The 23,935-nt window shown below is 53.4% G+C and carries 18 protein-coding genes; 12 read left to right on the top strand and 6 right to left on the bottom strand.

The features are described from left to right. Positions 1-7 precede the first annotated feature (7 nt). Positions 8-568 (top strand): MFS transporter, encoded by a 561-nt coding sequence (locus HOJ95_06715; GenBank protein MBT6394378.1) that lies wholly within the window; start codon positions 8-10, stop codon positions 566-568. A 117-nt stretch (positions 569-685) separates the two neighbouring features. Here the strand turns inward: HOJ95_06715 and HOJ95_06710 are convergent, their stop codons facing one another. Then, entirely contained in the window at positions 686-1,849 is a 1,164-nt protein-coding gene (locus HOJ95_06710; protein MBT6394377.1) for an aminopeptidase P family protein, read from the bottom strand. A 237-nt stretch (positions 1,850-2,086) separates the two neighbouring features. Beyond that, positions 2,087-3,145 (bottom strand): 2-dehydropantoate 2-reductase, encoded by a 1,059-nt coding sequence (locus HOJ95_06705; protein MBT6394376.1) that lies wholly within the window; start codon positions 3,143-3,145, stop codon positions 2,087-2,089. 559 nt (positions 3,146-3,704) lie between these two features. Between HOJ95_06705 and HOJ95_06700 the strand changes: the two genes are divergently transcribed. The 3 genes from HOJ95_06700 to HOJ95_06690 are packed head-to-tail and all read left to right on the top strand — an operon-like array spanning position 3,705 to position 7,909. After that, positions 3,705-5,372 (top strand): PDZ domain-containing protein, encoded by a 1,668-nt coding sequence (locus HOJ95_06700; protein ID MBT6394375.1) that lies wholly within the window; start codon positions 3,705-3,707, stop codon positions 5,370-5,372. A 52-nt stretch (positions 5,373-5,424) separates the two neighbouring features. Continuing rightward, positions 5,425-6,702, top strand: a complete 1,278-nt coding sequence (locus HOJ95_06695) for a hypothetical protein (GenBank protein ID MBT6394374.1) — start codon at positions 5,425-5,427, stop codon at positions 6,700-6,702. Next, positions 6,695-7,909 carry a M48 family metalloprotease gene (locus HOJ95_06690; protein MBT6394373.1) on the top strand — a complete coding sequence of 405 codons (1,215 nt, stop codon included), beginning with the start codon at positions 6,695-6,697 and terminating at the stop codon, positions 7,907-7,909. Before HOJ95_06695 ends, HOJ95_06690 begins: the two co-directional genes overlap by 8 nt. A gap of 450 nt (positions 7,910-8,359) precedes the next feature. On the opposite strand, the gene HOJ95_06685 is transcribed toward HOJ95_06690, so the two are convergent. Together HOJ95_06685 and HOJ95_06680 are read right to left on the bottom strand one after the other, a co-directional pair. Beyond that, positions 8,360-8,848 (bottom strand): cyclic nucleotide-binding domain-containing protein, encoded by a 489-nt coding sequence (locus HOJ95_06685; GenBank protein ID MBT6394372.1) that lies wholly within the window; start codon positions 8,846-8,848, stop codon positions 8,360-8,362. 495 nt (positions 8,849-9,343) lie between these two features. Then, entirely contained in the window at positions 9,344-10,714 is a 1,371-nt protein-coding gene (locus HOJ95_06680) for a hypothetical protein (GenBank protein MBT6394371.1), read from the bottom strand. Positions 10,715-11,040: 326 nt separating this feature from the next. Between HOJ95_06680 and HOJ95_06675 the strand changes: the two genes are divergently transcribed. After that, positions 11,041-14,409, top strand: a complete 3,369-nt coding sequence (locus HOJ95_06675) for an AAA family ATPase (protein ID MBT6394370.1) — start codon at positions 11,041-11,043, stop codon at positions 14,407-14,409. Positions 14,410-14,543: 134 nt separating this feature from the next. Here the strand turns inward: HOJ95_06675 and HOJ95_06670 are convergent, their stop codons facing one another. Both HOJ95_06670 and rsmA read right to left on the bottom strand, forming a co-directional pair. Next, entirely contained in the window at positions 14,544-15,629 is a 1,086-nt protein-coding gene (locus HOJ95_06670) for a hypothetical protein (protein MBT6394369.1), read from the bottom strand. 4 nt (positions 15,630-15,633) lie between these two features. Next, on the bottom strand, positions 15,634-16,428 hold the full coding sequence (gene rsmA, locus HOJ95_06665) for a ribosomal RNA small subunit methyltransferase A (protein MBT6394368.1): 795 nt from the start codon (positions 16,426-16,428) through the stop codon (positions 15,634-15,636). A 549-nt stretch (positions 16,429-16,977) separates the two neighbouring features. On the opposite strand from rsmA, the gene mdh reads away from it, so the two are divergent. The 7 genes from mdh to HOJ95_06630 all read left to right on the top strand — a co-directional run. After that, positions 16,978-17,904, top strand: a complete 927-nt coding sequence (mdh, locus tag HOJ95_06660; protein MBT6394367.1) for a malate dehydrogenase — start codon at positions 16,978-16,980, stop codon at positions 17,902-17,904. A 228-nt stretch (positions 17,905-18,132) separates the two neighbouring features. Then, positions 18,133-19,293: an ADP-forming succinate--CoA ligase subunit beta gene (gene sucC, locus HOJ95_06655; GenBank protein MBT6394366.1), complete on the top strand. Its 1,161-nt coding sequence runs from the start codon at positions 18,133-18,135 to the stop codon at positions 19,291-19,293. Between the two features lie 12 nt (positions 19,294-19,305). After that, positions 19,306-20,202 (top strand): succinate--CoA ligase subunit alpha, encoded by an 897-nt coding sequence (gene sucD / locus HOJ95_06650; GenBank protein MBT6394365.1) that lies wholly within the window; start codon positions 19,306-19,308, stop codon positions 20,200-20,202. Between the two features lie 52 nt (positions 20,203-20,254). Next, complete coding sequence (ndk, locus tag HOJ95_06645) at positions 20,255-20,671, top strand: nucleoside-diphosphate kinase (GenBank protein MBT6394364.1); 417 nt, start codon at positions 20,255-20,257, stop codon at positions 20,669-20,671. Positions 20,672-20,694: 23 nt separating this feature from the next. Then, positions 20,695-21,468 (top strand): SDR family oxidoreductase, encoded by a 774-nt coding sequence (locus HOJ95_06640; protein MBT6394363.1) that lies wholly within the window; start codon positions 20,695-20,697, stop codon positions 21,466-21,468. 57 nt (positions 21,469-21,525) lie between these two features. Next, the gene (locus HOJ95_06635; protein MBT6394362.1) at positions 21,526-22,305 is read left to right on the top strand and encodes an SDR family oxidoreductase; all 780 of its coding nucleotides are present in this window, start codon (positions 21,526-21,528) and stop codon (positions 22,303-22,305) included. A gap of 95 nt (positions 22,306-22,400) precedes the next feature. Beyond that, positions 22,401-23,935, top strand: a 1,535-nt coding sequence (locus HOJ95_06630; protein ID MBT6394361.1) for an excinuclease ABC subunit A, incomplete at its 3' end; no start/stop codon positions are given.

The raw sequence follows: 23,935 nt of genomic DNA, 5'->3' as shown, positions 1-23,935 counted from the left end.
TAGTCCCATGAACCCAGTCAATTTTGATGATCAGCACGCCGAGGCTCAGCCCGCTCTTTACCGCAGGTGGAAATGGCGGGTGCTGCTCTCGTTCTGCGCGTTCTACTCGCTGAGCTATCTGGGGCGCTTTAATTTTAGCCTCATCCAGACCGCCATCATCGAGGATTTGGGGATTACCCGCGCCGATACGGGGTGGATCAATTCGTGGATGTTCTGGGGCTTTGCCTTTGGCGGGATTTTCCATGGGCGCATCGCCGAGCGAATCGGCTATCGGATTGTGATTCTCTACGGGGCCATCGGAATCGGTGTATTCAATTTTCTTGCGAGCCACTCAGGTTCGGTGAATGAGCTGCTCCTCGCCTGGGCGCTGGCCATTGACCTGGTGGGTCGTCAACTGGCGGGCACCGGAACCGGCTTGCTGAGCGTTCACGGCTACATTTACGGGGCGATGCAGGCCTGGCTCTTCGGGCTTCTCTCGATGGTAGATGGCGGCTGGGTCCTTATCTTCGGCGCCATGGCGCTTGCGCGTTTCCTCAGCGTTGCGGCAATCTCGCGGGTGAGGGCGTGAAGTTGTAATGAATTAAAAATCATTCACTTAGATTCGTAAATTCATCTAATTTCTCTGATCCTTCATCGGCATCAACCCACGCGATCCACCCGCCCTAACCGATGAATGATTGAAATCTCATATCAAATCAATCGGAATCGTCATCAAGGTTTCCGCCCCATCCGGCGTGACGAGTATATCGTCCTCGAAGCGGATGGTGTATTTCTCGTGCCGCGCGCCGGGCTGAATCGAGACCACCATCCCGGCCTCGAGAACGGTGTCGGGGTGGTGATTGTCGGGCGGATCGTGGAACGGGCCCAGGCCAAGCCCATGGAACGAAAACCGCCAATGCGGGAAAGTGTGACAGTTGCTCCCGTATCCCATGGCCTCCATTTCATCGATGGCGAACTGGGCAACGTCGCGGTGTATCACCCCGGGCTTGATGAAATCCATCATCATCGCGTGCACTTTGTACAGATCCGAGGCGATCTTCTTCTGCTCGTCCGTGGCCTCGCCCACCGGCCATGTCCTGGTGATGTCGGAGCTGTAGCCTTTGTAAATCGCGCCCAGATCCACCATGACGAGTTCGTTTTCCCCGATTTTTTTCCACTCCGCCGCGAACGCGCGGTAGTTGGCGGTTCGGATTCCCGACTGGCACATGGTCTCGACCTCACGGACCGCGCCCTGGCGCCGCATCTCTATCTCGATCTCCCGTTGCACATCCATTTCGGGAACGCCCGGCTTGGCCATATCCATGGCCACCCGCATCGCCGACTCGGCGATTTTGACCGCCTTGCGGATAAGCTCAACCTCCTCGGGCTCCTTGATGGAGCGTGTAATGTTGAATACATCGGAGGCGTGGTGAAAGCGCGCCTTGGGAAGCGCTTTCTCGAGTTTTCGGAAGGTGCTGATCGTGCAGATTTCGTCTTCGAGCCCGATGTTTCCACTTGCCACTTTTTTCTCGGCGAGGACTTCGGCCAGATATTCCATGGCGCCGAGATTCGATTCCTTGTCGAACGCCCGCACATCCTCGAGCCAGCTTCCCTCGAGAATGGCGTTGTAAACGAGAAATCCGCAAAGAAAGATGGGCGGCTCCGCCGGGTCCCGGAAGATGATCAGGGGCGATTCGGTCGAGGAGTCCAGGCTGAGCGGATACCACGGAAGATGGTGATAAAACCCGGATACATAATATTGGTTGGGCCAAAGGTGGACCAGCATGCAATCGAGATCCCGCTTGTCCATCTCCTTGCGAAGCCTCTCCACGCGGGATTCATAGTCGAATTTTGTTCCAAAGATATTCATCTGGCGGCCCCCCTTTTGAATTGAATGATAAAAAGACCGATATTTTGATGCGTATAATCGATATTCGGAATCATTGTTCCATTATGGGCTTATTGATTGGATGTTGCTCGCCTCATCAGCGTTGCGGTAATCTCGCGGGTGAGAGCGTAGATTTTAATCCAAATAAAAACAATTATTTACAAAAACTACTTCAACTAAAACTTGCATATAAAATTCTTCGGACATTCCCCGAAAAACCTAGCTCATTGATTCTATTTCGAGTCCGTTTTCCTTGAGCCTGGTCTTGAGCAGTTCGTAGTTCGAGGGGTCCATCTCAAGGGTGCCCCGGTTGATCTCGCTCGCAAGCTCTCGCAAGACGTCGTTGTAGGGGGTGGGAACTCCCGCCTCCTGGCCTTTGCGCGAGACGAGGCCGTTGATGAATTCGATCTCGTTTTTGCGGCCCTTGAGGTGGTCGTGGATGGGGGCGGTGCGGGCCCGGGGGCCGGTGTGGCCCGTCATTGTCGTTAGTGCGTTGAGGAGCATCTTGGCCTCATCGCCTGAAAAATCGTCCTCTTTGAGGCCAAAAACGGGCTCGACGTTGAGGCCGATTGCCGTGCCCACGGCTACGGTTTCCTTGCCGATCTCCACTGCGAGATCGAAAATACCGGGTAGCTTCATCGCCTCGCGGTTCAGGAGGCCCAATAGGCCCCAGGGGCCCATGACCATCGAGTTCACAATCAATTTGGTCCACTTTGTGCCGAGGATGTTGGTGGATATCTCGACTGTGGCGACGTTGCTCAGGATTTTTTGAATTTCCTCAACGCGCGGGGTGATCGAGCCGTCGAGTTCGCCGACGGCAAACCAGGTGCCGCCACGCGGGGTGTTTCGCTGGACGAAGCCGGGGGTGAAAAGCTCGCCCGAGAGCTCGATGCAGCAGCCAACGACCCGCTCGCGGCCAATGATGTCGCAGGTAATCTCCATCTCGTTCATGCTGTTCTGGAGGCCCACGAGCACACCATCGTCTTTAAGGTAGGGTGCCATGAGCTCGGCCATCCATTTGGTGTCGAAGGATTTCACCGCCAGAAAGATGAGGTCAAACTCGAGCTTGGCCGAGGCCAGCTCGCACACGTGAAGCGCTTTTACGGGTATTTTGAGGTCCAAATCAGTCATTTGGATGTGGAGGCCATTTTCCTTCATGGCCTCGACGTGGGCCGGCCACTGATCGACGATGGTGACGTCATAGCCAGCATCGGTGAGGTCGGCGGCGGCGCTGCTTCCAATGGCTCCGGTTCCGAATACGGCGATCTTCTCAAACATGGCTCTATCTCCCAAGAGTTTTTTTGAAAATCATCATGGCTTTAAAATTTTAGGTACGTTCATTCTACGCGATTTCGGAGGCGGCATAAACTCTCTGTGCCCTATGGACGCGGCCTGCTCAACTTGATTGCCAGACGAAAAACTTGAAATACTTTAGGTGCGAATCGGGCCGGGTACAAGAACCTGAATTATCGGGTTGTAAATATTACCTGGTAAGGGTTTTCGGGCTTATGGTGATATTGGTAGCGGGTTCGGGGGTCAATTCCAAGCACCGAAAATCCTCTCATTCAGAATAGACCGCTTTATTAGTAATTCGCCATGCACAGGCATTGGGATGCCTAAATCCGTCCGGATTCGGTAATGCGTGAGTCAAGAAGGCATGGATCCGCTCGCAACTTGAATTGTGTAACAAAGCCATTCGCCATGCACAGCCTCTTTGGATGCCCTTTTTTACTCTCACCACATCCTTACTTTATCATTTGAATTATGGGATGCGTATGTCCTATATTATTGGAAGGCCCTTTTATTTTATCCGATTAATCTCAGCCGGAGGCCGTTAATGATATTCTGTTCCGAAGGTTCTCCTCCTCACCCCAACAGGTTTCGTACCCTACGCCTAACATTTGCCGGCCTTTTGCTTGTGCTTTTGCCGCTTGCCGGCTGTGCAGAGACATCATCCACTTTGGCGCCCCCTAATAATGGGCAGGTGAGAAAAGCCAACCAGAAGGCACTTAAAGAAGCCCAGAAAGCGCGCAAGGAAGCTCAAGAGCAAGCTAATCGAAAGAGATGGGAAGATTACAGGAAGGGAGTGTCAAAATCGCTCAGAGAGGGCCGAGTCGCCGAGAAGAGAGGGAAACACCGGGAAGCCATTCGCCATTATCACAGGGCCGTTCAGATGAAATCGCCCGAAGGCAAAGTCCTTATCGGTGGATTTTTAAAAGGAAAACAGAAGCCCCTTTTGGTTGGAATCAACTGGATAAAGTGGGACGGCGCGTTTCATGTCGGCTGGGTTTGGAACGACTCCCCTGCCGAGGTAGCAGGGATACTACCGGGCGATGAAATAATTGCCGTGAATGGGGTGTCCGCCTTGAAGCTCAAATCGAAAGGACTCTCGGAGAATGTTAGCGGGCAAGATGGCTCTTCATTAACCCTGACTGCTCGGGGCCCCGGTGTCGCGCAAAGGCCCCGCGATTTGAAAGTTGTCCGAAAATTGTTTCCTCGCTCCATGATAACCAATAACATTAGACAAAGAATCATTCGCCTTACGCGCAAAATCAATCCTTCCCCTGCAGTTCCTGAAGCGGCTCGTCGTCATTCGGTTAGGGCACAGGCGATGATGAAAGACGCAAAGGACGAGGAGGCATTTAAGCGAGCTGCCAATGAGTTTGAACTGGCTCTCCAGCTGGCCCCTTGGTGGAAAGACGCTTATTTTAATTTGGCTGTCGTACAGGAAAACGCCAAAATTCCCTGGGGCGCCATTGCCAACTACAAGCTCTACCTTGAGGGAGTCCCTGGCGCTAAAGAGGCTCGTGCGGTTCAGAACAAGATTTATGCACTTGAGGTTCAGTCTGAGAAACTCGATTTCGTGTTGAGAATGGCCGGAGGCTGGTATTCAAGGGAAGGTTTTATGGACGCCAGTGTGGATGGAAACAAAATTCGATTTGTTTACAGGCTGCCTGCTTCAAAAGACAGGAAGGTATATGGCCTGAGGAAGGGAAGTCTGTTTTTGTCTGGCGAGATAAGCGGAAATCGTTTTGAAGGGCAGCATGTAGGGCGCTACACAACGAAGGTCAAATGTTTTCCCCAGGGCCGAAAGTACAAGGTCAAGGGCGATTTTTCAAAAAAAGGGCGCCTGCTTACGCTTACGCTCTTTAATGCCACTATCGATAAGAAATCATGCAAGGTAAAAAGAAAGAAATCATTTCAGTTTAAAATTGCGAGGCAAAACATAGGGAGGATGGGTTCAACCATCGGGAATATTACAGACAAAAAGATGCGCTCGCTTGGGCTCGGTGGAAAGGGAGTCCTTCTGACGAATTTGACTAAGGGAGGAACTGCCCAAAAAGCGGGCCTGCAGGAAAGGGATGTCCTCCTCGCATATAACGGTGTCAGGGTTTATGACATTTTCGAATTGATAGCGGAAATGACTCACCCTCGCGGAACAAAGGTGAAATTACGCGTTTTCCGCGAAGGTAAAGAAGTAAATGTCTTTGCGACGCTGCGGTAAAAGAATAAGCGCGGCGCAAGTGCCGAGTGTTCGAGTGGGGGGGGGCCTCAAAATGAAGTTGAGTGGAAGAGCCCAGTTCACCATCCTCTGTCTTTTTCTCTTCAGTTTTGCCCTGGTTGTATTCCATGTCTTGCCCGCCTCAGCCGCACGATATGTGGACCCCCGGAGGAACTTGGGGGGCTACAAGAGTTGGTGCGCAGGGGCGGGAGGACATTATGACTATAACGGTGGAAATATACGCTGTATCCCGGGCGCAGGAACCAGCCGGATGAATTACGGGGGCTACAATTTCGGCGGCTACAACCCCTATCAACAGATGTTCGGCATCATGGGTAACGCCCTCGGAAAGGCCATGAGTTGTGCCATGGATCCCAATTGTAATGGCTCGAACAAAAGGCGCCGCCAGATGCGAAAAAAGATTGAGAGTAGAAAGCTACTAGAGCGGAAGCAGGCACGACTCCAGGCTGAACATCTGCGGCAGGAATTTGAAAGGGAGCAAAAAGAGGTGCGCAGGGAAGAAAATGAGAGGCGCCGAAAGATGGAAAGCGCCCGGAAGCGTATCTTTGGAGTTCTTAAAGGCGGGATTGAGGGATCCGAGGCGTTCAGGCTCAAAACGAATGATGGGACTGCTGTTTTTAAGATCAAAGAGGAAAACCTTCCTATCGGCCCCTCTAGTGACAAAGAGCGAGAAGACTGTACCGCATACTTTATTCAACTTGCAGAAGAGGCAGGCGGGCAGGGGAATTTCAGTGAAGCGTCTTTTCTCAGCAAACAGGCAGGAGAGATGCTTAAAAGTGGCGCCGCCGATGTTCAGTGCTCCAAGAAGGCAATCGCCAGAGCGGGGGGGGCGGGGCCGATTGACCCGGTTATTACGAATGCAGTGAAACCGGAAGACAACGCCATCGTAAAGCTCTCAACGAAAGAGATTCTCCAGCGCCACTCGAAGCTTTACGGAAAGCTCTATCACCGTGCGGATAAAGAGCGCGATGCCTGGATTGAAAAATCAGACGATATTGATCGCCAACTGTCTGGGGTAAAGGAAGCCGAAGTATCTCACGAGGAAGCTAAGGTAGAACTTGCCAGACTTGAGGAACTAAATACAAAGGCCCGGCCCGGGACCTTCCCCCCTGGCGCCATGATGCGAGCCAGAGCGAAGATTATGAAGACTAAAAAAATTCTGGACGAGAGACAGGGGACCCTCTTGGTTGCCCGACGAAACCTCTCGAATCTAGGAGAGAAGATGAAGAAGACGGGAAAGATGTTTGAGAGCGCTGCCAAGGGTCCAGAGGAGTGGGGAAGGCTCATTAAGCAGGTGAATCTGGGTGGCTAGCGTTGTTGCCGTGCGAGTTGCAGAACAATTCCTTATGACGGCTTGCCTGTCGATGGTTCTGTTGCCGCTCCCTTTTATTTCCTTTGGTGGTGATGTCGCCCAAGGGGCATCCGTACAGGACGCCTGTATAGCAAGCTGTCCGAGCGTCCGGGGTTCTTTTGGCAGCAGGCGCAAGGACTCACGCTGTGTCTTAAAGTGCATGAATCCAAGGCAAACTACGCGCGCTCGCACGAAGAGCTCCTTGCGCTCTGCGCTTTCCACCATTCGTAGGAACACCCTGATTGGAAAGTTAAACCCACTTTCCCTCGCCAAGGAAGTTAGTGAACTTAAAAGCAATGAAAAAAAGATCCGGCAGGACCTGATTGATGCCCGTATAGCCCTTGCTAAGGCACGGAGAGATCGTAGTCGGACATTTGAAAGAGCTGCTCTCCGAAAGATTGCCGCTGCTGAGGCTGCTTTGAAGGCGATGTTTTCGAAAAAATCGGCTGCACGCCTTGTCTCGGAGTCGATGAAGAACCTTCGAAAAGGCTTCTCGGGTATCCTCGGGCATTTCATGAAGGAAACACAAGAAACGAAATACGGTTTCTACCGCAACCCCCTTCTTGAAAAACAAATTTCAGGGATGCTCGCACTTCTCAGAAAAAATTCCCTTCGACCGGGCAATCAGATTGCGTTCAAAATTTTGAACACAAAGAAGCTGACGCACATCGCAGCGACAGACGGAGAGACCATCTACATCGACAAAGCGTATTTGGACATGAAGCCGTCTCAAGATGAGCTGATGTTTGTGCTGAGCCACGAGATGGGGCACGCGGATCTCGATCACTTGCTTTTAAAATTGTCGCATTATGCAGGTTTGTCGTTTGAGGAGGCCTATTTCCCGGCCCGAATCAGTGCCAAGGACCCTCGCGTGAAAAAGGCCATTGAGAGAACACTTCACGATATCGAGGTAGGTCAGTATTCCCAGGACCGCGAGCGCGAAGCTGATTTGCTCGGCGCGCGGACCGCATTGGCTGCGGGAATTTCCCCCCGAGGTATCAAGGAATTCATCGACCGAATGGTGAAGCTGCATGGCCCATCCATGAAGAAGGGCGGCAGGGATCTGACGAGAGAGAAGCAGTCCATTCTCAAATCATCTCATCCTCAGCCACTCGGGAGGCTGAGGGACCTCGAGCGGGCCTTGGGCCGCCGCTTTTGGGAGAGATAGAAGCTCATACCTCCTCTGTGCTCCGCAAAACTCGACTCTCCATAAAATGAACGCCTTGGCGAGTATGTTGGATTGATAATATTTAGGAGTTCTGCACAGGAAAGTAGTTTTAAGCGGCTTTTTCGACTAGCGGAACGGTTATTAAATAAGTCACGAATCGGGCCGGGTACAAGAACCTGAATTATCGGGTTGTAAATATTACCTGGTAAGGGTTTTCGGGCTTATGGTGATATTGGTAGCGGGTTCGGGGGGGGGCTAAAGGTTCCAGAAATCTCGTGGCTAGTGGTACAACTTTTTGGGACAGGTCATCCCCCCTTACGTCGGTCAATGCTGAAAGAGAGGCTTTTTGGTGCTGTGGATGTGCCCCCATGCCGGGTCCGTTCTGTATTGAAAGTGTAACCAAATTTTAGGCGAGCTATTTTGCTTGGAAGCTCTAAGTAATGCGGTAAATTATTCCTTGATCTCCAGGTTTTCGATCTGAAGATTGGCGTGGGCGAGCTTGTCGGCGAGCTGGCTGGCAATGTATTCGAGAATCTTGTAGCCGAGCGCTGGCAGGGTGTTGCTCAGGATAGTACGCTGAACCGATAGAAGAATTGTATCGATTTCGGCTTTCGCCGAAGCGGAATGGGGGGCATTTTTCAGCAGGCCGACCTCGCCAAAACTTTGCCCCTCCCCGAGATAGCCTAGAGTCTTGTCCGCGCGGTAGATGCGCACCTGCCCGCTGAGGATGATGAACCAGATGGCCTCATGCTCTCCCTCCTCGAAAATAATCTCTCCCGCCTGAAAGGGGGAGCTCTCGCACATCCCGAGAAAACCGAGAAGTTCATCGTCATTCAGGCTGGCGAAAAACTCGTAGTTTTTCCTGAGCTTTGAAGAAAGAACATCGAGGCTCAAGTTTCTTTTTCGGGACGATTCGGAGATTTTATCTTCATTGCTCATGAGTCGGAAAATGCTCCTCGGTCGGGATTGAAATTCCTTAAGTCGTTAAGTCCTCATTGTAATGTCTGCAAGCACTTGTTGCCAACGGAATTTTTTTTGATTATAGAACGCTTCACCTCTCTCGTGTCTTAAAGCCCCATCTATCTTTCCCAAAAAAGAAAGGGGTGTGCTCTGCAAAAAGTAAATCCCCCATAAAATGAATGACTTAACAAAGTCGTTGAATTGAGAAATTTTAGGGTTTTGGTTTAAGAGTGGGATTTTTTAAGCGGCTTTTTCCAGCAGCGGAAAGGATATTAAATAAGTCTTGAATCGGGCCCCCGCAATCAAGTATTTATTTCCCAATTATTTTTTTTGTTTTTTTTGAAGCGCTGACTTTTAGCGTGTAATGGGGTGAGGCAGTGTTGCGGCGAGAGGGAAAAGACAACCGCCACCGCTCCGAATACGAATGTTCGTATCGAAGCGGCGGCGGTAGATTCGGTTTGTCGAGTTCTCTGGTTATTTACCCCAGGGTGTGATCGCCTCTGTCAATTCTTTGTAGCCGTCGAGGAAACGGGGGCGTTTGCTGCCATAGACGGTGTCGAACTTGGCGACGGCATCGTCGAGCCAGGCGGCGAGTTCGGTGTTCCCCGGGTTGGCGTCGAGATAGGCATCGCGAATTAGCACGAAATGGATGCGCGGGTCGTAGGGCCGTTTTGTGCCGCCCATCGATTCATCGCCATCTAGCAGGCGCAGCAACATCGCATCGGCCGAGCCAAGGGTTTGTTCGTGGATCGCGGGGCCCGACATGCGGTGCATGACTGAGGTCATGTCGCGGCCATTACCGGTGGTGTGGCCCATTTCGGTCCACATTTTTTGCACATCGACATCATGACCAAGATGTTTGGCCACCATGCCGCCAAAGGCGCGCAGGGGGTCGGAAATATCGGCCATAAGATCTGTCAATCGGTCGCCGTCGAGATCGGTCGCCAGGATGATGCAGTCGCGCTTCTCGATCAGGTCCCAGACCATAAGCCCAAAATTGGTGTCGGAGATGTGCTGCTCGATGCGCCCCCCCCAGTTCTCCATGCCGTCCTTAAAGTCGGCTGGCAGCAGGGCAATGATCTTGTCGATCTCATCTTTGAATTCTACATAGGGGTCAACAGCATATTTGCGCCCCACCTCGAACTTGGTGCCCTGGAGCAGCCAGTTATGCAGCCCGGCATTGATGCCGTCCTCTTGTGCCTGGGTCGGCTTTGTGGCTACCCGTCCGAGATAGCCCGTCTCGTGCACCATCTTGAGGAACAGGCGGTTGGCGTAGGCCATCTGAATGCCGGGCGTGTTCAGCTGGGTGTGCACGATACCGGTCTTGGCATTGACGTTAAAGACGTTCTTGTCCTGCGAATAGGGCAGGCACGGCATGCAGCGCACGCAGGTAATCGGCCCGTAGGGGCGCACGTTGCAATATACCCCGGCCTGGGTCCGCAGAGGCGCGTTGCCCGATTTGCCCATGACTACGACCTTGCCGCCTTTTCCGTCATTGACCATGGCATCGCCGGCGGTCGACCACTTGATCGAAATACAGGGCATGTTGCCAAACCAGTTCAGCGGCTCAAGATTCCTGTCATGCCGTATTTGCGACCACATCGGCACCGCGTAGAACGGCAAACCGAGTACGTCAAGCGCTGCAATGGTGCCGATAAGAGCGTACGCATCGGTCATCGAATGGGCGACCGGATTTACCTTGCCGTCATGATTGCCGCCCTGCCAGACGATCGCATCGGGATATCCCTCTGGTCTGACATCGGAGGGTTCATACAGCTCAGCTACTTTTGCTAGCAAGTCGCCGCCGTCTGCTTCGGTGCGTGCAATGGACATCAAATCAATCATTTTTACCTCATTTGTCTTGGTGTTATCGAGAGAATTAAAGGGGCGTAAAATGGCACTACGAAAATCGTACTAGAGCGCCTGAAAGACGATAATATGTACCTGTAACACGGCAATATGTAAAGGGGGATGGGGGCGCGTTTATCAAACGAGCGGGCGGCCGAGCCTGGGCCGAATATGGTGATTTCCCAAGTAGGACTCTATCAGAATAGCTCTTTAGTAGTTAAATAAAACACCTTTCGCGGACTTTGACCCCTCAATCCACAGTAGATAGACTCATTTAACGTACACTAGAAATTTACATGATTGCGAGCCCGGAGGCCCCTCCCGTGCAGTGTCCTCAATGCCAGCACGAGAACCCAGTTGAATCAAGATTTTGCGGCGGTTGCGGCGCAAAGCTTGAACTTCTGTGCGCTAGCTGTGGTTCTGCTTCTCCTCCCGGCAATAGGTTTTGCAATCAATGCGGAGAATCGCTGGAATCTCCCTCAACACTGAAATCCCCGTACGCCTCCCCCGAGAGCTACACCCCCGGCCATTTGGCCGAGCGGATTCTCACCTCCAAAACCTCTTTAGAGGGCGAGCGCAAACAAGTCACCGTCCTTTTCGCCGACCTCAAGGGCTCGATGGAGCTACTGGGCGACAGGGACCCGGAGGAAGCTCGTGCACTATTAGACGCTGTGCTCACCCGCATGATGGAGGCCGTGCACCGCTACGAGGGTACGGTCAATCAGGTCATGGGCGACGGCATCATGGCCCTTTTTGGCGCGCCGCTGGCCCTTGAGGACCATGCCCTACGTGCCTGCTATGCCGCCCTCGCCATTCAAAGCGCCATCAACAGCTATGCCGATGAAGCCCGGCGGGAGATGGGCGTTGAGGTGAACGTCCGGGTTGGGCTCAACTCGGGCGAGGTCGTGGTCAGGAGCATCGGCTCAGACCTCAAAATGGATTACACCGCCGTGGGGCAGACGGTGAACCTCGCCGCCCGAATGGAGCAGATAGCTCCTCCGGGGGGAATTCGCATGACGGCGGAGACGCTTCGGTTCGCAGAGGGTTTTGTTCAAGTTGAATCTCTCGGCCCGGTGCCTATCAAGGGCTTGCCTGAGGCTGTTGAGATATTTGAGCTCCTTGGCGCGGCCTCGGGGCGCACCCGCTTTCAGGCAACAGCCTCGGGCGGGCTCACGAAATTCGTCGGCAGGCGTAACGAACTTGAGGACCTAGAAGAGGCACTGGGTAAGTCAGGCGAGGGGCAGGGGCAGGTTTTCGCCACGGTCGCCGAGGCGGGGGTGGGCAAGTCGCGCCTCTACTGGGAGTTCATCCGCTCCCCGCGCACGAAGGAATGGCTCGTCGTCGAGAGCGGCTCTGTCTCCTACGGCAAAGCGACGGCCTACAAGCCCGTTATCGATCTTCTGAAAGCCTATTTTTCGATTGAAGACACCGACGGCCACCGCCGAATACGCGAAAAAGTAACGGGCAAAATTCTCACCCTCGATGAATCGCTCACAACCGTGATTCCCCCCGTCCTCTCCCTTCTCGAAGTCCCGATTGAAGATGAGGGTTGGAACAACCTTGACCCGGCCCAGCGGCGGCGGCGTACCCTCGACGGTGTAAAGGGGCTGATGCTCCGGGAAGCCAAGGTCCAGCCGCTTTGCCTCGTGTTCGAGGATCTTCACTGGATTGACACCGAGACGCAGGCGCTTTTGGACTCGATGGTCGAGAGCCTGCCGAGTACGCGGGTGCTCCTTTTAGTCAACTACCGGCCCGAGTACGAGCACGGCTGGGCGAACAAGAGCTACTACACAAGGCTCAGGCTCGACCCACTGTCCTCCGAGGGCGCGGAGGAGCTTCTTGCCGCAATTCTCGGCGGGAACGCCGCACTCGGCCCGCTCAAGACGCTCTTAATCGAGCGCACGCAGGGCAATCCCTTTTATCTCGAAGAGAGCGTACAAACCTTGATTGAGAGCGAGGCGCTCGCGGGCGACCCCGGCGCATACAAACTGACCGAGGACGTTGCCAAAATCGAGGTTCCGCCGACGGTTCAGGCCATCCTCGCCGCCCGGATAGACCGCCTGCCGCCCGAGGACAAACGGCTTCTGCAAACCGCATCCGTCATCGGAACACACGTTCCCTGTTCTCTTCTCTCGGCAATTGCCGGGATGAGCGAGGAGGAATTGCAGCGGGGTCTCGCCACCCTTCAGGCGTCTGAATTCCTCTACGAGACGAACCTCTTTCCGGAACGGGAGTTTACCTTCAAGCACGCCCTCACGCACGAGGTGACATACGGCGGGCTCGTTCAGGATAGAAAGCGCGCGCTTCATGCCGCCATCGTAGGCGCTATAGAGGAATCAGCGGGTTATCGTCTCGATGAGCAAATCGAACGCCTCGCGCACCATGCTTATGAGGGTGAGGAATGGGAAAAAGCGCTGACCTATTCACAGCAGGCGGGTGAGAAGGCCTTGATGCGTTCCGCGTACCATGATGCTCTAAATCATTTCGAGCGGGCCTTAATCACCGTGCCTCATATTCCCGAGAATCGCGAAAAGAATGAGCAGGTAATCGATGTCTTCCTAGCCTTGCATGGCGCCATAATCCCTCTCGGGAAAGTGGAGAATCTCCTCAACCATCTCAGAAAGGCGGAGACGCTGGCGCAACAGATTAACGATGATCTCCGGCTCGGGCGGTGCCTTCAAATGCAAACCCAATTTTATTTTACTACAGGTGATTGGGACCGGGCGCTCGATTCTGCTCTACGGACCATAGATGCCGCGACAAAATCTGGAGATGTGTATACACAATTTATGGGAAAAACCATGATTGGAATGGCGCATTGCGTGGGGGGCGACCTTCATTCGGTGAAGAATGCTTTGGACGAAGTCGTTGCTGCGGATTTGAAGGATTGGGAGAAGCCCATGGGCCTCGGCCTAAACTATCCTTCGATGTTGTCTCGAAGCTTTCTCAGCAGGTGCATGGCCGAATATGGAGAATTCGACACGGCCATCGCCTTACATGAAGAGTCGATTCGTATCGCGGAAACATGCAATGAACCTGTCGCCATTGCCCAATGCTGCAGAACCGGTGGAATGGCGTATATCTTTCAAGGCGACTTCAGCAGTGCCATCTCATTGAGCGAGCGAGGAATTGAAATTTCAAATGAATGGAATATCCAAATATTCCTGCATCGCCTTTATTCCGCATTAGGATACGCGCATGGCATGGAAGGGCGACATTCGGAGGCTGATGCCTTGTTTGAAAAATCGGATGTGATGGAAACATCGATAAAAAACAAGGGCTTCGACCTCAACATCCACTATGCTTTGAGAGGCAAATTCTACTTGCTAGCCGGAAGAGTGGAAGTAGCGGTGGACCTCGCCGCTCGCGCTCTTCGCGATTCGCGCGAGTGCAAGGAGCGTGGTTCCGAGGCCTGGACTCTATGCCTCTACGGCGATATCCACTCCCACCCTGATGCCTTTGAACCCGAAAAGGCGGAAGAGAACTACCGGCAGGCCCTCGCGCTGGCCGGGGAGCTCGGCATGCGGCCATTAACAGCCCACTGCCGCAAGGGACTCGGTGCGCTGTACGGCAAGACGGGCCGGGAAGATGAGGGACGTAATGAGCTCACCACCGCGATGGATATGTACCGCGATATGGAGATGGCCTTTTGGCTTGAAAAGGCTGAGGCGGCGATGGCGGAGGCGGGGTGAGGTAAGAACCCAGATTACTAACCCTTATCTTGGGGCCCCTTTACTTTTCTGAAATGTGCAGGGGGTGTGCTTTAAGCTGGATCTGTGACGGAGGGGCAAACAGAAAGTTTTGCACGCCTATAATCTTATTTTAATCATACGTTTAAGTCTGTAAGCTCATCTAGTTTCTTGATCCCTTCATCTGGATTATCCCAAAAAATAAAGGCAGCGCGGGGGCCTATCGGGGCCCATCTGGCCGGGTCTGAGGCAGGGCCGAAGAGGGCGAGGCTTGGCGCGCCCGAGAGGGCGGCGAGGTGAGCGATGCCGGAATCACCGCCGATGTAGGCAGCGGCGCGGGCGAGAACGGCCGAGAGGATATCTAGCGGGGGGGACACGAGGCGGAGTATTTCAACGCCCCAGGCTTTCTCGAATGCGCGGGCAAATGCCCGGGTGGGCTCCTCGTCGGCGGGGCCTGTTATTAGAAGTGGGGTGGCTTCGAGCTTCTCGCAATAGTGGAGAGCCAGGGCCAGGAGGGTGGTTGTTGGGGGCCATTTGGGGCGGCCTCCTCCGCCTGGATGGATGGCGAGGAGGGGCGCGGCTGGGGCTCCGATTCGCTTTAGGTAGTTTGCGGCATCTTGTTGTATTTTAGGCGATTGTTTTAATGGGGCAGGTGCCGTGACCTGGCTGCCCGAGAGGGGGGCGCGGGTGTCTTTGGGGCGCTTTAAGTGTGTATGTCTAACTGTCTGTATTCTAATAGATTGATTTGATTCGTTGGTGCCGCTGATCGAGATATTCGCCTTAGGAGCGCCGTGCCCGGCATGTGCGACATGTGCGCTCAATGCCCACTCGGCGACGTGCTGCCGGCTACCCTCGGGCGGAAAGGGCTGGGCGATGAAGGTCTCGGCTTCCTCAAGGGCGGCGAGCCTTTTGGAGGCGGCGCCATCCGGGTCCCTGGTGAACAGGATGATGGGGTTAAAGCTCTTTAGGAGGCTTGTTAGCTCGTCATCTTCCCCGGCGAGAGAGATGGCTGGAGCGGTATGAAGGAGGTGAAATGGCGGTGCGCCCGCATCGAGAAGGGCTTCAATGCGGCCATCGCCCATAAGGGGCGCAGCATAGGCCGGATGGGCCGCGAATGTGATGTGAGCATCGGGATATGCGCATCTTAAGGCATCGAGCGTTGGGAGGCAGAGCAGGGTGTCGCCCAGCGCCCCTGAGCGATAAAGGAGTGCTCGGGTGGTCACTATTTTAGAGCCGGATGGCCTGGGCTATGCGGGCAAAATCCTCTGCCGAGAGGGTTTCGGCGCGGCGGCGAGTCTCGATTTCCGCAGATTCAAGGATGTTGAGCCAGTCTAGCCGCTCTCCTCCCTGCAGGGTCCACGAGCGCAAGTTGTTGAGGATAGTTTTTCGGCGCATTGAAAACGCTTTGCGAATCAAGGAAAAATAGATTTCCTCATCCTCCACTTGGACCCGAGGCGCCTTTCTTGCTGTCAATAAAATAATAGCCGAATCGACCTTGGGAGGGGGATTGAAGGACTCCGGAGGCACGATACGCTTGATTTTGACCTCATAGCGATGCCCGACCCAGAGAGTGAGTGTGCCGTAGTCCTTTCCTCCCGGATCTGCAGCCAGCCGCTTGCCGACTTCGCGCTGGACCATCACCACCATCGTGGGAAACCAATCGGGCCGCGAACTCAAGTCAGCGATGATCCCCGAGGCTATCTGATAAGGCAGGTTTGCAATGACTTTCATCGGCGTGGGAAGGGTGAAATGATCAATTTTCATGGCATCACCCGCTATGATTTCGAGGTGTTCGCGTTCATGGGAGAGTTTTTCGAGGATAGGGAGGATATCTCGATCTATCTCGATTGCGGTGACCCGGGCACCCGCCCCAAGGAGTCTCCTAGTCAGGGTCCCATCTCCTGCGCCTATCTCAAGGACACGGTCCGTGTCCGTAAGTCTACCTAGTTCAATGATTTGAGAGAGCGCTGCCTCGTCTCTTAAAAAATGCTGCCCAAACCGTTTTTTAGGTTGATGTGCCATAGTCTACTTATTCTCAAGTTTTTCTAGTCACATGGTAGGTATAAGAAAAAAGCGCCGAGAAAGAATATCTTGATAAAATAACTTTTGCCTGAGGTCTGACCTCCACGCAAGTCGATTTGAGGGCATTATGTAATTCGGAGTATGAATGAGACTCGTCTATTTTTGAATGTTCTACAGGGAACAATTGCCTAGCTGTGTTGATTTTTCCTGGCAGCGTCTTTAGTATCACCGGCGCGAGAGACGATTGAGCCCAGAAAGGCGTGATTTTATTTGCCTTTGCGAGTTGTGATCTTTTGTAATTATCTCCTATATTGGATTGAGTTGGAGCGCAAATTTTTTTTTAAATTGCGTTTTTTTATTAGCACTTCGAAAGCATTTCTTTCTATTTATGATGGCAAGTGATCTCATCGTCAATGGGGTCGAGGGTGCGATTTCAGTTACTTATGACCTGCATCGCCAAATAAAGGGCACGAAGATAGTTTCCTGCTCGGACTTTGGGAAGGCCATCATTAAAAACATGTAAGGGAATTTCCCTTAAGGAGGAGCATCATGGGCCGACCAAAAATCACTATAGTCGGAGCCGGAAACGTAGGTGCCACCGCCGCCCATTGGGCTGCAGCGCGTGAACTTGGAGATATTATCCTTCTCGATATCGTCGAGGGAGTTCCTCAGGGCAAAGCGCTTGACCTCTACGAGGCGGCCCCTGTCGAGGGATTTGACTGCCGCGTAACTGGTTCAAACGACTACGATGACACGAAAGATTCCGACATCGTAGTTGTCACAGCCGGTATCGCCAGAAAGCCGGGGATGAGCCGGGATGATCTCATCTCCACCAACGCGGGAATCGTTGGTTCAGTTACTGACGAAATCGTCAAGCGCTCTCCGAACTGCATCTTGGTTATCGTTTCAAATCCATTGGATGTCATGGTCACGAAGGCGCACATGCAGTGCAATTTCCCGCGCGAGCGAATTGTGGGGATGGCCGGTGTCCTGGACAGTGCGCGCTTCCGTGCGTTCATCTCGATGGAATTGAACGTCTCGGTTGAGGATATTAGTGCTACGGTTCTTGGTGGGCACGGGGACAGCATGGTTCCTCTGCCTCGGTACAGTACTGTTTCAGGCATTCCAATCACGGCATTGATGAAGCCCGACCGAATCGAGGCGCTCGTTCAGCGCACCCGGGACGGTGGTGCTGAGATAGTAAATTTCCTTAAAACGGGGAGCGCCTTTTATGCACCTGGCGCCTCGGTTGTTCAAATGGTTGAGTCGATTTTGAAGGACAAAAAACGAATTCTTCCTTGCGCCGCTCTGCTTCAGGGCGAATATGGCCAGGACGGTATTTTCATGGGTGTACCGGTGAAACTCGGTTCAGGCGGTGTAGAAGAGGTCATCGAGCTTGATCTGACCGACGAGGAAAAATCGGCATTTGACAATTCAGCAGACCATGTACGTGAGTTGATAAAAACGCTGTCCTAACCAGTATGGCGGGGCAGAATTTTATCCCTTCCCCTCTGAATGAGGTTAGTAGACGCGGTCAATCGGTATCAAGACCACCGCAACGATAAATTGTGAGGTGGGCTGGGCCGATTACGAACTGCCGAATGGACATTTTAGCGCCTCGTATTCTCGAGGCAGGCCCCAAGAGTGATGACCGGTGAAAATGGGTCGAATCTTTGAGTCTATTCTCTGAATTGGAGATTCTGGATGAATATCCACGAGTATCAAGGTAAAGAGCTTTTTAAAAAGTACGGTGTGACGGTTCCTGGCGGGAAGGTGGCGAGTACGCCTGAGGAAGCCGAAGCCATTGCTAAGGAATTGGGTGGAACAGTGATCGTTAAGGCGCAAATTCATGCCGGTGGGCGTGGAAAGGGCGGTGGCGTCAAGCTTGCCAAAGACCCGGCCGAGGCGAAAAAAGTTGCTTCCGAAATACTTGGGATGACGTTGGTGACGCACCAAACAGGGCCAGAGGGCCGCTTTGTTAAAAAGGTGCTTGTCGAGGAGGCCAGCGAAATAGCCAACGAGCTTTATGTGAGCATTGTTCTGGATCGCGCTACGGGGCGACCAACGATAATGGCGAGCACCGAGGGCGGCATGGATATCGAAGAGGTAGCCGCCAATACCCCCGATAAACTTCTCAAGGTTCAGATCGATCCGGCCATCGGAGTATGGCCTTCGACAGCTCGCCGCGTTGCCTACGGCCTTGGCCTTGAGGGTGATCAGGCAAAAGACGGCGCGAAATTCGTGACGAATCTTTATAAGTTCTACGATGAGATGGACTGCTCTCTTGTCGAGATTAATCCCCTTGTTCAGACGAAGGACGGTCGAGTATTCGCTCTCGATGCAAAAGTAAACTTTGATGACAACGCCATTTATCGACACAAAGATGTTGGTGAAATGCGCGACACCGATGAGGAAGACCCTCTTGAGGTCGAGGCGTCAAAATATAATCTCAACTACATCAAACTCGACGGGGAAGTTGCATGCATGGTTAATGGCGCGGGGCTCGCGATGGCGACCATGGACATTATCAAGCTGAGCGGTTCTTCCCCCGCGAATTTCCTCGATGTCGGCGGTGGTGCAAATAAGGAGATGGTAGAGAATGCTTTTCGCATCTTGATGGACGACGATGATGTGAAAGCCGTTTTTATTAACATCTTCGGCGGTATTCTTCGCTGTGATGTGCTTGCCGAAGGCGTGGTCGAGGCAGTGAAAACGGTGAATGTCAATGTTCCCATTGTAATTCGGATGGAGGGAACGAACGTCGAGAAGGGCCGGGAGATTCTTGAAAATTCTGGTCTGGACTTTACTGTAGGTAATGGAATGGCCGACTCCGCTGAAAAAGTGGTGGCGGCCCTTAAACGGTAAGGGAGAGATTCGTTGACCATTCTCATTAACAAAGACACGCGTGTTCTCGTTCAGGGTATCACCGGACGAGAGGGCGGATTTCATGCAGGGCAATGTCAAAATTACAGCCAAGAATTTGCTGGTGGTGGTGGGGCGGTAGTCGCTGGTGTGACGCCCGGTAAGGGTGGTCAAATGGCTGACGGCATTCCGGTATTTAATACAGTGGTGGAGGCTGTGGCGGAAACGGGCGCGAATGCGTCGTTGATTTTTGTGCCGCCGCCATTTGCTGCTGATGCGATTGTAGAGTCTCTGGATGCGGACGTTCCCATCGTTGTCTGTGTCACTGAGGGGATTCCGGTGCGTGATATGGTCAATGTTCATCGGCACCGTCAGGGTAAGGACAATGTTTTGATTGGCCCAAATTGTCCGGGAATTATTTCTCCCGATGAGTGCAAGATGGGAATTATGCCGGGGCACATCCATAAAAAAGGAACCATCGGCGTTATTTCGAAAAGTGGCACGCTTACCTACGAAGTTGTGGCGCAGTTGACCGAGCAGGGACTCGGGCAAACTACTTGCGTGGGTATTGGCGGGGATCCAATTATCGGGACCATGTACATAGAACTCCTTGAGCGTTTTGAGGCGGACCCAGAGACCGAGGCTATTATCATGATCGGCGAGATAGGCGGGTCTGCTGAATCGGATGCGGCGCGTTGGGCCAAGGAGAATGTTACGAAGCCAATGGTAGGTTTTATCGCGGGGCAGACGGCTCCTCCTGGCCGCCGTATGGGACATGCGGGCGCAATTATCTCTGGTGGAGAGGGAACGGCCGCCGAGAAAATGCGCGTAATGGATGAGTGCGGAATCCACGTTTCCAAGAGCCCTGGAGATATGGGCATCACCATGGCCAGGGCGCTTGGTAAGGCGTAATGCGCTTTTAAGTTTATAATTTTTTTACATCTTTTGAGGGGTAGTTTTTAAAATGGAACGTACATTCGCGATGATCAAGCCTGATGCCACTGAGCGTGGAATTGCCGGAAAAATTGTCTCCCGGATTGAGGCGGAAGGATTTCGTATTTTGGGTATGCGTCTGGTCTCGATGACGAAGTCGCAGGCTGAGGGTTTCTACAATGTTCACCGGGAGCGCCCGTTTTTTGGCGACCTGACAGGTTTTATGTCCTCAGGGCAGACTGTTGTTCTGGCGCTTGAGCGGGACAACGCTATCAAACATTGGCGCGATGTGATGGGAGCGACCAACCCCGAGGAGGCCGCCGAGGGAACTATACGCAAAGAGTTGGGCGAGAGTATTGAGCGCAACTCCACGCATGGCTCTGATGCCCCGGATACGGCGGCCTTCGAGCTTGGATACTGGTTTCCGGGTGTGGATCTGGGCGGATAGTTTTCCCGATGGGAGAGGGTGTCATGCGACTTAAAGGTAAGGTGGCTATTGTCACCGGCGCCAGTCAGGGTATTGGGCAGGTCATTGCTCAGGTAATGGCCCGCGAGGGGGCGAGGACAGTTCTCGCCGCCCGCTCCGAGAGCAACCTTGAGGAAACCGCGAAGCTGATTGCCGATGAAGGCGGTATCTCTCATATGATTCCCACCGACATCACGGATGAAGCTTCCGTTGAAAAATTAATAAAAGAAACCATCTCTCATTTCGGGGGGGTCGACATCCTGATCAATAATTCGGGTGTCGCCGGACCTATGAAGGCGGTTGAGGATATTTCCGTCAAGGAGTGGGAGGAGTGCTTTGAGGTGAATGTGACGGGAATGTTTCTTTGTTGCAAACACGCCATTCCTGTCATGAAGGAAAAACGCTCGGGGCGCATTGTTAACATCAGCTCGATGACCGGGAAGCGGCCCCTGGTCCACCGTTCTCCCTACGCGGCCTCGAAGATGGCTGTCATCGGCTTGACGCGCACCCTTGCCTTCGAGGTGGGCGAGTTCGGCGTCACCGTGAACACGGTATGTCCGGGCGCCACTGAGGGAGAAAGAATTCGCCGCGTTATTGCTAATGAGTCGAAGGCGCTGGGGATCTCCCTTGAACAAGCCGAGAGTAATTTCACGGGCGCCCTCAACACGCTGGTTCTTCCCGAGGATACGGCCAATATGTGTGTTTTCCTGTGCTCCGAGGAGGGGCGCCACATGACCGGCCAGGACATCAACGTAACGGCGGGGCTTTGCTGGTATTAGTATTTTCTGGGGCGGGGCGTGATTTGCCGCCAGTTCGAATAGGGCGGGGAGTTGCCATTGCGCCTGAAAGATAAGATCGCCCTCGTCACCGGGGCGAGCCAGGGAATCGGTCGGGTGATTGCCTGCCGCATGGCCGCCGAGGGAGCGCGGGTGGTTCTCACCGCTCGAAACGAACCCAACCTCCAGAAAACCTCGAAATTAATTGCAGCGGCGGGCGGAAGTAGCCTCGTCATCCCTGCGGACCTCGCTGACAAAAAATCTTTGGTGAATCTGATAGAAAAAACGCTTGCCGAATGGGGCGCGATAGACATTCTTGTCAATAATTCTGGCATCATCGGCCCCACAAAGCGGTGCGAGGAGATTTCTCGCCAAGAGTGGGATGAGTGTATGTCTGTCAACATGACCGGCGTTTTTTTGTTGACCCAGGCGGCTCTTCCCGCCATGAAAAAGAATCGCTCTGGCACAATTATTAACGTGGGCTCCGTTACGGGAAAGCGCCCGCTACCCGGTAGGATGCCCTACGCAGCGGCAAAAATGGCCCTTGTCGGATTTACCCGAACACTTGCCTTCGAGGTGGGTGATTTCGGGATTACGGCCAACGTGATTTGCCCCGGCTCGACCGAGGGTCCGCGCATTGATCGTGTCTGCCGGGAAATGGCTATCGCCGAGAAAATATCAATCGAGGACGCCGCCACCACGTTTACGGCGCCTGCTGCTCTTAAACGATTTGTCCTTCCTGAGGATCATGCTGGCATCTGTGTTTTTCTCGCCTCGGACGATGGGGCGAATGTCACTGGACAGGATATCAACGTCTCAGGCGGTCTTGTCTGGTATTAGCCATTTCCTGCGAAAATACACTGCCCGTGTTATGATGCTTGGCTGTTTAATCGAGCGCTCTTGTTTACGCCCATTTGTTATATCCGGAGAGTTAGATGTCCCCCTCGAATCGCCGCCCTCGCCGAGAGCGAAAAATCATTGTGCGTGGCGCCCGAGAGCATAATCTCAAAGATTTGAACCTCGAAATTCCGAGGGACAAACTCGTCGTCGTCACAGGTCTTAGCGGCTCGGGAAAGAGTAGCCTTGCCTTCGACACGCTCTACGCCGAGGGGCAGCGTCGTTACGTCGAATCTCTTTCGGCCTATGCCAGGCAGTTCATGGACCAAGTCGACAAACCCGATATTGATTCTATTGAGGGTCTCTCGCCCACCATTGCGATTGAGCAGAAAACCGTAAGTAAGAATCCACGCTCAACAGTAGGTACTGTCACAGAAATTTATGATCACATTCGCTTGCTCTATGCGCGAGTGGGCTCTCCACATTGTCCCTCTTGTGGGGAGCCGATGAACGCCCTCAAGATGGAGCAAATGGTTTCCCGGGTCATGGAAATGATGCCGGGCACCTGTGTTCAAATACTCGCTCCTATCGTTCGCGGTCGAAAGGGAATTTACCGCAAGGAGCTCGAAGGCCTTGAGCGAAAGGGATATACCAGGGTCCGAATCGACGGTCATTATTTGGACCTCAATGCCGAGATCGTTCTGAAGCGCCACATGAAGCACAATATCGAAGTCCAGGTGGACCGCCTGGTTGTAAAGCCGGGCATTGAGCGGCGCCTCATCGATTCAATAGAGACGGCCGTATCGCTTTCCACTGGTTTGATCATCTTCCAGGACGAAGCAGGGCCGGAGTACCTCTTTAGTCGGGATTTCACCTGTGTAAAATGCGATGTCACACTCTCTGAATCTGCGCCCCGCATGTTTTCATTTAACAGCCCGTACGGTGCCTGCGAGGATTGTGGCGGGCTGGGGGTTGTTCGGCGAATAGATCCGGCCCGGGTTGTTCCCGATTCCACTCTTTCCATCGATGAGGGTGCGATAGCTCCGATTGCGGGTAAGAAAAGTTTTCTTTCCTCGGCAGTAAATTCGGTCATCGAAGAATATGGCATCCCGCGGGACAAGCCTTTCCGTAAGCTTTCCCAGAAGCACCGGGGTATTTTATTTGAAGGCACAAACGGGAAAAAACTCAAAATTCGCCACAAAACAGCAAAACGAACCCTGCGCCGGGAGCGTGCCTTCGAGGGGATTTTAGGAGTTCTCGCCGAGCGATATGAGGGCTCCTCAAGCGATAACGTTCGGGCGGGGGTGGAGCAATATATGAATGCCATGCCTTGCAGTAGTTGCGATGGTGCCCGTCTAAAGCCCGAGAGTCTCGCCGTTATTTTTGGTGACAAGAATATCGGTGAAGTTTGCGCTATGTCCATCGGGAAGAGCCTCATTTTTTTTATTGAAATGACGATACGATATGCCAATGATCCGGTAGCGGAGCGTGTGCTCAAGGAGATTACCGAGCGGCTCGAATTTCTCTCCCGCGTTGGGCTCGATTATTTGTCGTTGGATAGACCGACAGCCACACTGAGTGGCGGAGAAGGCCAGCGGGTTCGTCTGGCCAGCCAGATTGGTGCTGCGCTTGT

This window comes from Nitrospinaceae bacterium, from assembly GCA_018669005.1.
GTDB lineage: Bacteria > UBA8248 > UBA8248 > UBA8248 > UBA8248 > UBA8248.
The sequence above is the reverse complement of the archived record's forward strand: the minus strand, read 5'-3'. Positions and strand labels throughout refer to the sequence as shown.

Bases quoted from the DNA above. Each gene is read 5' to 3' on its own strand.
- HOJ95_06715 (MBT6394378.1), top strand. From the start codon at position 8: ATGAACCCAGTCAATTTTGATGATCAGCACGCCGAGGCTCAGCCCGCT.
- HOJ95_06710 (MBT6394377.1), bottom strand. From the start codon at position 1,849: ATGAATATCTTTGGAACAAAATTCGACTATGAATCCCGCGTGGAGAGG.
- HOJ95_06705 (MBT6394376.1), bottom strand. From the start codon at position 3,145: ATGTTTGAGAAGATCGCCGTATTCGGAACCGGAGCCATTGGAAGCAGC.
- HOJ95_06700 (MBT6394375.1), top strand. From the start codon at position 3,705: ATGATATTCTGTTCCGAAGGTTCTCCTCCTCACCCCAACAGGTTTCGT.
- HOJ95_06695 (MBT6394374.1), top strand. From the start codon at position 5,425: ATGAAGTTGAGTGGAAGAGCCCAGTTCACCATCCTCTGTCTTTTTCTC.
- HOJ95_06685 (MBT6394372.1), bottom strand. From the start codon at position 8,848: ATGAGCAATGAAGATAAAATCTCCGAATCGTCCCGAAAAAGAAACTTG.
- HOJ95_06680 (MBT6394371.1), bottom strand. From the start codon at position 10,714: ATGATTGATTTGATGTCCATTGCACGCACCGAAGCAGACGGCGGCGAC.
- rsmA (MBT6394368.1), bottom strand. From the start codon at position 16,428: ATGGCACATCAACCTAAAAAACGGTTTGGGCAGCATTTTTTAAGAGAC.
- mdh (MBT6394367.1), top strand. From the start codon at position 16,978: ATGGGCCGACCAAAAATCACTATAGTCGGAGCCGGAAACGTAGGTGCC.
- sucC (MBT6394366.1), top strand. From the start codon at position 18,133: ATGAATATCCACGAGTATCAAGGTAAAGAGCTTTTTAAAAAGTACGGT.
- ndk (MBT6394364.1), top strand. From the start codon at position 20,255: ATGGAACGTACATTCGCGATGATCAAGCCTGATGCCACTGAGCGTGGA.
- HOJ95_06640 (MBT6394363.1), top strand. From the start codon at position 20,695: ATGCGACTTAAAGGTAAGGTGGCTATTGTCACCGGCGCCAGTCAGGGT.